The 8708-nt window shown below is 68.4% G+C and carries 9 protein-coding genes and 1 pseudogene; 6 read left to right on the forward strand and 4 right to left on the reverse strand.

Annotated elements, in window-relative coordinates:
* The first annotated feature begins 276 nt into the window (after nt 1-276).
* Nucleotides 277-522 (forward strand): hypothetical protein, encoded by a 246-nt coding sequence (locus ADK57_RS48105; protein WP_234390489.1) that lies wholly within the window; start codon nt 277-279, stop codon nt 520-522.
* Nucleotides 523-719: 197 nt separating this feature from the next.
* Here ADK57_RS48105 and ADK57_RS33435 read toward each other — a convergent pair whose 3' ends face one another.
* Together ADK57_RS33435 and ADK57_RS33440 are read right to left on the reverse strand one after the other, a co-directional pair.
* Complete coding sequence (locus ADK57_RS33435; RefSeq protein WP_159050197.1) at nt 720-1565, reverse strand: cupin-like domain-containing protein; 846 nt, start codon at nt 1563-1565, stop codon at nt 720-722.
* A gap of 44 nt (nt 1566-1609) precedes the next feature.
* Nucleotides 1610-2581 (reverse strand): acyl-ACP desaturase, encoded by a 972-nt coding sequence (locus tag ADK57_RS33440; RefSeq protein WP_053753396.1) that lies wholly within the window; start codon nt 2579-2581, stop codon nt 1610-1612.
* 364 nt (nt 2582-2945) lie between these two features.
* Between ADK57_RS33440 and ADK57_RS33445 the strand changes: the two genes are divergently transcribed.
* From ADK57_RS33445 to ADK57_RS33460, 4 genes are all read left to right on the forward strand, one after another.
* Nucleotides 2946-3692 carry a hypothetical protein gene (locus tag ADK57_RS33445; RefSeq protein WP_234390490.1) on the forward strand — a complete coding sequence of 249 codons (747 nt, stop codon included), beginning with the start codon at nt 2946-2948 and terminating at the stop codon, nt 3690-3692.
* A gap of 5 nt (nt 3693-3697) precedes the next feature.
* Complete coding sequence (locus tag ADK57_RS33450) at nt 3698-5101, forward strand: FAD-dependent oxidoreductase (protein WP_053753397.1); 1404 nt, start codon at nt 3698-3700, stop codon at nt 5099-5101.
* 60 nt (nt 5102-5161) lie between these two features.
* Nucleotides 5162-5404, forward strand: a complete 243-nt coding sequence (locus ADK57_RS33455) for a hypothetical protein (protein ID WP_053753398.1) — start codon at nt 5162-5164, stop codon at nt 5402-5404.
* Between the two features lie 116 nt (nt 5405-5520).
* The gene (locus ADK57_RS33460) at nt 5521-6132 is read left to right on the forward strand and encodes a DUF7691 family protein (RefSeq protein ID WP_053753399.1); all 612 of its coding nucleotides are present in this window, start codon (nt 5521-5523) and stop codon (nt 6130-6132) included.
* 84 nt (nt 6133-6216) lie between these two features.
* Here the strand turns inward: ADK57_RS33460 and ADK57_RS33465 are convergent.
* A pseudogene (locus tag ADK57_RS33465) lies at nt 6217-6831 on the reverse strand (IS701 family transposase); the annotation flags it as partial.
* A gap of 151 nt (nt 6832-6982) precedes the next feature.
* Between ADK57_RS33465 and ADK57_RS33470 the strand changes: the two are divergent.
* Nucleotides 6983-7492, forward strand: coding sequence for an NUDIX hydrolase (locus ADK57_RS33470; protein ID WP_053753400.1), 510 nt, complete (start codon nt 6983-6985; stop codon nt 7490-7492).
* Nucleotides 7493-7601: 109 nt separating this feature from the next.
* On the opposite strand, the gene ADK57_RS33475 is transcribed toward ADK57_RS33470, so the two are convergent.
* Nucleotides 7602-8708 (reverse strand): DUF4037 domain-containing protein (locus ADK57_RS33475; RefSeq protein WP_053753401.1); only part of this gene is annotated, 1107 nt, incomplete at its 5' end.

The following is an 8708-nucleotide window of genomic DNA, read 5'->3' on the forward strand; positions in this document are numbered from 1 at the left end:
GCGGGGCCCTGGCCGGCAGGTATGCCAGCGCAGTCGCCCCACCGCACACCCGCCCAACGCAAAGTACATGAATTGATCATCTATACGGCAAGCCCACAAGCCCATGCCAAGGGCGATGGCGATGGCGATAGCGATGGCAGGCAGTCGCGGGTATCCGCACGTGCGGCCCTGTTGTGGCCCAACCAGCGCTCGGAGAGGTTCACGAGAAGCCTGGATCCCACGGATCCACCGGCCGTTGGCGGCTATCCTCTGCTGGCACAGCTCGGCGCCGGCGGCATGGGACAAGTTTTCCTGGCCCGTACCGTGTCGGGCCGGCCACTGGCGCTGAAGACCACGACCGTCGCCGACCGGGACACCGCTCTGCGTCAGCTCGCCGCGGTGCTCCCGGCCGCCGCCCCCAGCATCGTCGTCCTGGACGAGCTGCCCTGGATGCTCGACGGCGACCCTGTTCCGAAGGGCACCCTGCAGACCGTGTGGGACCGGGTGCTGAGCCGCAAACCGGTCCTGGTCATCCTCATGTGACCTGGCCATGATGGAGCAACTCTCCGCCTACGGCCGCCCCTTTCATCAGACTGGATGACCTGCGGGAGGACGTGCCTGCGCGCACTTGGAACTCCTGTCGGAATGAGTTCAGGCGTCTTCCAGCAGATCAGTGCGACATGCGCATCCGAGGGGAGGGACAGCCATGGAGCCGGGGGCGATCCGCTCGGCGGCCTGCCTCATGGCGTCCCGCCCCACCGGTGCTGAGCGCCGCGGCGATCCGCATGGCACGTGCAGTTGCCCGGGCTGAGCAACCCCGCGCGATGGAGGGTGTCGCGGAGTCGGACGCGTGCCCAGAGGGAGGTCACTCGCATCGTGGAGCCGAAGAATCCGCTGAGGAGGATGCCTGCGCTGAGGTTGACGACCTCGTGCCACCAGCGTGCCGGGACGTAGAGCACATCGCCTGGTTCGAGATCTACGGCGAAGAAGGCGTCGCTGGTCGCTGGAGCGTGGGCGGCGGCCAGCTCGGCGATGCCCACGCGTGACAGCCGTGCCCAGGCGTCGTACTTGGCGGAGAGCGCCCCGGCACGTTCGACGGTGCCGGGGCGTGCCAGGTAGAAGCGCTTCCTTCCCGTGATCTGGACGGCGAGGTTGTCAAGCAGGTCGTGGTGCAGGCCCGTGCGTGCCAGGGCGGGTCCGATCCAGGTGCTGCAGGACGTGACGGAGCCACGCGGAAACATCTGCTCGTGTCTCAGATCGCCCCGAAGCCCGGGGAACCGCTTGAGCAGGTCGAACTCCTTCAGGTAGGTCAGATCGTCGCCGTCCGGGGATTCCCCGGTCAGGGAATCCAGGTACTCGCCCAGCGTCGACTCGGTGAATGCCGTGTGGTCCTTCTCCCTGTTGCCCTTGACGAGCTGCACCCGCAGCGACGGGGCGAGGGAGGCGATGTGACGAAACGTCCAGGTGCTGACGGCCGGCCAGTCCGAGGCCGTCCGGCGAAACACCGCCGGGGTCTCGCTGCGCAGGTGGGCCATGGGTGTGCCCGTGGCCGCCGGCAGTGGTCGAAAGTCGGAGGCTTCTGTCACTTCTTCCAGCTCCTTCCGGTTGCACTCCGGGTCCGTACGGTCGCTCACCTGCCGCCGCCGTCAGTGGCCCGGGCGCGGTGGCCGGCCGAGGCAGCACGGTGTCTGACGGCCTCGCGCCGCTCGGTGAAGCGGTTCGCGGTGCGGTCGAGCCGGGCGAGGTGCCCCGACAGTGCGTCGCGGGCACGTTCGCCGTCCGGGCCGAGACCGCAGCGCTCGAAGACCCGCAGTCGGCGCAGTACGGGCATGACCACCTCGTCGTGATGCAGCCGGAGGTCGTAGATGCCCGCCACGGCGATCTGCGCCGACTTGCGGGCGAAGTTGTCGATCCCGTGGCCTGGCATCCGGAAGGACGTCACGACCGTGGTGACCGCCCTCATGGCGGCATCGGGCGCCAGGTCGAACGTCGCGTCGAGCAGGTCGCGGTAGAAGAGCATGTGCAGGTTCTCGTCCTGGGCGACGCGGGCCAGCAGTTGGTCGCAGACGGGGTCGCCGGAGAGGCGGCCGGTGTTGCGGTGTGCGACCCGGGTGGCGAGTTCCTGGAACGACACGTACGCGATCGCCTCGGCGGCGCCCGTGTACTCGAGTTCGAAGCCCGTGGCCATGTGAACCATCCGGGCCCGTTCGAGGGCCACCGGGTCGACTGCCCGAGATGCCAGCAGGTAGTCCCGGATGACATGGCCGTGGCGGTCCTCCTCCGCCGTCCACCGGTGCACCCAGGTGCCCCACTCACCATCGCGGCCGAAGTGCTCCGCGATCACACGGTGATAGCTCGGCAGATTGTCCTCGGTCAGGAGATTGACGATCAGTGAGGTGCGTACGGCCTCCGGCAATTCGGACGGGCCGGGGTCCCATGCCTGCCCGCCCAGCACACCGTCGAAGTCGCGGCCCCTGCTCCAGGGGACGTACTCGTGCGGGAACCACTCCTTGGCTGTCGCCAGGTGGCGGTTGAGGCCGGCCTCCACAACCGGTTCGAGGTCCAGCAGCAATCGGATGTCGGCGGTGGGCACAGTTGTCATACGGCTTCCCTGAGACGGGGAGGGGAAAGACGGTGAGAGGAACACGCGAGCCGGATCCACGGTGTCCGCTGCGAGCTCGCGAAATGCCTTCCCGCTTCTGCGCGGGTGGCGAGGGGCCGCCGACCAAGAAATCCGAGGCAGGCATGACGCCGCCTGAAGAATACCCGCGAATTCCCGCGGAACAGGAAAACGTAGTCGGGATCACATTCGCTCCGAACGTCGAATGAATACGGGATTTCGAAAGTGAACCCGAGGTGAACCATTCATGCACAAATCCCGTCCAAAGCACCGAATGACTTCCCGAACGATCGGTCGGGTCGGCATGGTCGAGGTGCATGCCGATTCGGTTTCCAGGAGAGAAGACATGACCATGGTCAGTCCGCGCCGATTGGTCCAGAACCACCCCGACAGGGAATCCGGTACTCCCTCGAACTCCATCGAGGTCCGTTTTCTGCGGACGGGTGACGTCGAGGCGCTCATCACGCTGGAGCAAGCGAAGTGGGAACAGGACCAGGCGGCGGACCGCGCGGAGCTGGCCGCCCGCATCCAGGCCTATCCGCGGTTGAGCATAGGGGCGTTCGAGACGGGCGGGGCAGCGCTGGCCTCGTTGTTCATGAAGCCGATCACGACCGCGGAGTTGGGCTCGGCAGCCACCTGGGCCGACTGCGCCCGGGTGGAGACGCCCCATCCGGAAGCCACCGGATCGCTCTTCGGAATCAGCCTGAGCAGTGTCGACGCGGACGCGGTGACCGCCATATTCGAGTTCTTCTGGCCACACGCACTCAAAGACGGCTGGCGCGATATCCATCTCGGCTCCCCGATGCCCGGTCTCCAGGCCTGGAGGCGCACCAATCCGGACATTCCGGCGGACGTATACATGCGCGAAAAACGCCACGGCCTTCCCCGTGACCCGCAGCTACGCTATTACCACAACAAGGGTTTCAAGGATGTCGTGGCCTGCAAGCCCGGATATTTTCCGCACGCCACGTCACTCGATTACGGAGCCGTACTCCGCGGGCGCATACCGCTGTCTGCCGGTGCTCCGCTGTGGCGCCTTGTCCCGCTGCCGTGGCTCAAGCAGATGCGGCGGCTCCTTTTCCGGCTCGTGTAGGCGTCATGAACACCGAGCACACCGTCATCATCGGGGCGGGCATGTCCGGGCTGCTGACGGCAGCGGTGATCGGGGCGACCGGTCGCCCGGTCACCGTCCTCGAACAGGACCGGAGCCATGGGATGCCTGCGCCGCGCGGCGGTGTCCCGCAGGGCCGTCAGCCCCATGTACTGCTCCACCGCGGGCTGTCGGCGATCGAGGAGCTTCTTCCCGGACTGCGCGGACAGTTGGTCGCCGCCGGCGGGGTGCCGCTGGACACGGGTGAACTGGCCTGGCTGGGCGAACGTGGATGGGCGCCGTTCGGCACACCGGCGCTCGAACTGGTCTCCGCCACCCGCCCGTTGGTCGAGCACCTGGTCCGGCGGCGTGTGGCAGAGCTGCCCGGGGTGGAGCTGCGTGGCGGCACGCGGGTGCGAGGCCTGAGCCGCGCCGCCACCACGACCGGCGGCGGCTGGCTCGTCGAGTGCTTCGACGCACCGCCCGTTCGGGCCGACCTCGTCGTCGATGCCTCCGGGCGCAGCTCCCGACTGCCCGACTGGCTGACACAGTTGGGTGTCGAGGCGCCCGCGACCACCGTCATCGACGCCGGATTCGGCTACGCGGGTCGGGTCTACGCCGCCCCACCCGACCACCTCGGCCGGGTCGCTGGCATCGTCATGCTTCCGGTTCCGGGCGCACCGGCCGGCGGTGTGGCGCTACCGGTCGAAGGCGGACGCTGGATGGTGGCGGCGGTAGGCGCCGGAGACCACCGGCCGCCCCGCGACCCGGCCGGTTTCGACGCCTTCCTGAACCGCCTGCGGGACCCGGCGCTCGCCGACTTCACCCGCAGTGCCGGCCCGATCGGCGACATCACGGTCCACCGTCGCACCAACAATGTACGGCGTCGCTACGACCGTCTGACGCACTGGCCGGACGGGCTCCTGGTCGTGGGTGACGCCCTGTGCGCCTTCAACCCGGTTTACGGTCAGGGAATCACCGTAGCCGCCACCCAGGCCCTGCTCCTGCGGCAGGCGCTGGCCGCAGGCGTGCGGCCGGGATGGGAGCGGCGGCTGATGCGTCGGCTTCACCGAGCGGCGGACCTCCCCTGGGCCATCGCGACCGGCGAGGACCTGCGCCACACCGTCGGCGGCCCGGCATCCGGCCTCGACGCGCTGTTCGGCCGATGGTCGGGGGAAGTGGACCGGCTCGCCGCGCACGGCAACCTGAGGGCACAGCGCGCCCTGGACCGCGTCTATCACCTCGTCGGCTCCCCTGCGGACCTGCTCCACCCGGCGCTGCTCGCCGCCGCCGTCCGGGGCCGGCTCCTCGGACTGCCCACCCCGGTCCCCCGACCGCCACTCACCACCGGCTCCGCACAGCCGGACCAGACGGACACCGAGCGGCATCCCTCGTACCCACAGCCGCCATGACCGCCTTGGGCTGCCCCGGTGTGCACCGTCGCTCGGCTATGCGGAGGACGGCCGGATCGTGTGCCGGTTCTCGAGCCGGGCCGCGAGCATGAGCGCATCGGCGTGGACCCCGACCGGCTCGCCGGGGCTATGCGGGAGGCGGGGCTGCTGCTGGCGGACGGCCGGTCGCTCTATGAGCACGGTGTCGACGTGGAGGAGCGGGAACTTCGGGCCCTGACTTTGGCGGAGTCGGTGTTCGGGCTGGATCTGCCGCGCGCCGAGGTCCTGGACTGGCCGCTCCGCGCCGCCCGGCTGAAGGAGTGAACCGGCGATGCGGCGGCTCCGGTCTTGACGCGCCCCGGAGATGCTGGCCGTCGACCGGCTGGCATCGGCCCGGAGGCCCCGAACTGGTTGTCAGTCACGGTGGCTAGCGTGATCGTATGAGTTCTTCGCTGAGTGTGTATCTGCTCGACCCCAAGGCAGCGCGTTCCCTCGTGGGTTCACGCGACGACCAGTTACTTCAGGTCATCCGTGACCGCTTTGGCGACGATCTGGCATCGGACGACACCTGGTTCTCCTCCGACATCGCGAACGGTGCCCCCACCGCCTACGAGGCGCTGCAGGCGGTGGTGCACGCAGGGCCCTTCCATGAGAACCGGCAGTACGCCTTCCAGTACGGCTATGCCTACAAGCGCCTGTGCTCCCTGACGGGGTCCTTCCTCGACAACTCGTGCTTCAGCCCGTTCCGGGGGGAATGGCTGGAGATCGTCGACGAAGGGTTGCGGGCGCTGCGGATCACCGCGGTCTCGGTGGCGGGGTTCGGCGGTTACGGCGGCATGCCCGACCCTGTCCCGTCGTACGACTTGCCGCGCTGTGGCGAGTGGACGCACGAGCGGTGCCTGCAGGCGCTGGAGCAGTTCGAGCAGACCAAGCGGGACGGCCACGCTCCGCCGCTGGAGACCGAGGTGGTCGACGCCGTCATGGACGTCATCGGCTGGCTTCGCCACGCGGAGGCGCGCCCCGGCTTAGGCATCGTGGGCTTCGTCTCCTAGTAGGACTCCGTCAGGTCCGTCTCGATCTCGAAGGCCTGCTCGGTAGAGGCTGGTGGGAGGTGGTGCGGATGCCTGTCCAGCACCTCAGGGTGTTCTGGAGGGTGTCGAGGACTTGGTAGAGGGTGAGGCTGGTCCGGGGACTTTTGGGGACAGGCGCTGTTCGGTGATGAAGGCGTGGGCGGCGGTCACCGGGGTGTGGTGGTGCCAGCCTGGCCAGGAACGGCCCTCGAAGTGGTCCAGGCCCAGGCCGTGTTTGAGTTCGCGGTAGTCGTGCTCGATGCGCCGGCGGACCTTGGCCACCCGGACCAGGTCGGCGATCGGGGTGTGGGCGTGCAGGTTGGACAGCCAGTACTCGGTGGGTGCCTCGGCGTTGTCGGGCCATTCGACCAGCAGCCAGCAGTCCGGCAGGATCCCGTCCCACCAGCCTTGTTCGGCCGAGGCAGCGGCTTTGACCGGGCGCTCGACGGCTGTGCCGGCCGGACGGACCCGCACGGCGGCGAAGCGGGAACGTAACTCTCCTGGTGAGCCGTGGCGCCAGGTGAGCGGGGTGAAAGCCGTTCGCTTGAGTCCCGCGGCGAGGGCCGCCACGGAGGGTGCTCGGTGGCGGTAGCGGGGCTGGGGCCAGCAACCGACCGCCCCCTTGCGGACCGGGGCCTCGGGCTCTGCGGGGAACGGATGGGCCGTCACGTCGGCCCGGATATCGGTAAGTTCGGATGTTCGAGGCTGCGGAATAGCCCCTGCCTCAGAACCGCTGAGGACGTCTGGTCGCTCTCGAAGCGGTGGCCGTCCGCGTGTGTGCGACTGCTATTTCGGTTGCGAGTGCCGAGTTGAAGTGGGCCAAGATGATCCAATGAGCCAAGAGACAGACGGTGTAGCCGAAGCGGTCCCAGACGAGTTGAAGTGGGGAAGCTTCCGGTTGGCGGCCTACGCCGTGTGCATCGAGGACGGGCGGGTGCTGCTCGCCCATCACGCGTCGAACAACTGGACTCTTCCCGGCGGTAGGGTCGAGCACGCGGAGGATCCGTTCGACACGGTGATCCGGGAGGTTGCCGAGGAGACCGGCTGCTCCGCGGTGGTCGAGCGCCTGCTGGGCGTGGACTCCAGGGTGATCCCCGCGGCCGTCGCGCGTGCGGGAATCGAGCACCAGAATGTCGGCATCTTCTACCAAGTCCGTATCACTGGCGGCCAGCTCCGGCCTGAGCCGAACGGCGAAACCGTCGAGTCGGTCTGGACTCCGATCCCCGAGGTCGCTTGCCTCCGCCGATCATCGCTGGTCGACATCGGCCTCGCCCTGGCGCAGACGGTTCCGGCAACCGGCCACGTCGCCCCTGTCCCGGTTGGCGGCCTGATCCAGCACTGAGGGGTCTATCGGCAGGTTCGGATATTCGAGGGTGTCGGCGTACGGTCTTGGCTCCCCAGCCGTGTACAGATGAACGTCCCCAAGCGTCAGGCCGCTTCGCTCTCTTCCTCTACTGCCTTGAGGCGGAGTTCTCAGGGGGAGAGCAGACCGTTGCGCGGGTGGCGGCGCGTGTCAGTTCCGGATGGCTGAGGACGTCGGTACTGTCGATGAACTGGTCGACGTTGCCGATCGTCGGCAGGGTGCGGATGGCCGGGTCGGTGATGCGGGTGGTCAGCGCCGCGGTGAAGCGTTCGGCGTGCAGGACCTGAAAGGGTCTGGTGTGATAGGGCCGCGTGGTGGGGTCGACAGGGTCGGTGAGGCCGAGTTGGTTGTGTGTGGCCGCGACGGCCTCGTAGGCGTGGGCCAGGTGATGTTCGCGGGTGTGCCAGTCGGTGGCGGCGAGGGCCGCGGTGAGGACCGGGCTGAGGGCTGGTGCCTGGGGGGTGCGGGCGAAGGCGCTGCCGAGCCATTTGCTGTAGGGCGGGTAGCGGCGGTCCATTAGCAGGCAGAGTCGCATCAGATCGCGCACCAGGCGGGCGGCGACGATGGCGGAGCCGATTTCGTCGCCCACTTCGCCGCAGCGCCCGACGAAGGCTTCTTCCTGGGAGATGCGTTGCCACTGGCAGGCGAGTAGGTAGAGCCAGAGGTCGTGGGGGTACCAGTGGAGGGTGGCGCGGGCTGGTGCGAGCTGGCCGAGTCCGTCGTGGAAGACGGCACCGGCAGTGACCTCGGCGAGGAGCTGGGTGGGGGCGGCCAGCCAGTTTGCCAGGGTGATGTCCTTGCTCGGGTCGAAGCCCAGTTGCGCGGTGAACCAGGTGCCCAGGTCTGTGACTTCGACTCGGTGGTGGACCGGTCCGTCGGTCGTCTGCATGACCCGGATGCCTGATTCGCCGGTGGGGGCGAAGTGTGTCGGGTAGCCGCTGAAGGTCTTCGGCAGGCGTTCGGAGAGCAGTGCCGTGATCCTCGCTCCGTGGTGGGTGACGTCCTGCGGGTGCAGGAAGATCTGCAGGCGGGGCCCCCACTCGTGATCGGCGGAGCGGGCGGTGTCGAATCCGAGGACTTCCGAGCCGCTGCCGAGGCGGGCGGCGGAGTGCGTAATCCCGGGGGCGGCCTCGTCCAACAGGGGCCGTACGGCTTCGAGGTAGAAGCGGCGGGAGAGTTCCAGTCCGGGGATGAA

It is taken from the genome of Streptomyces sp. MMG1533 (genome assembly GCF_001279775.1).
GTDB lineage: Bacteria > Actinomycetota > Actinomycetes > Streptomycetales > Streptomycetaceae > Streptomyces.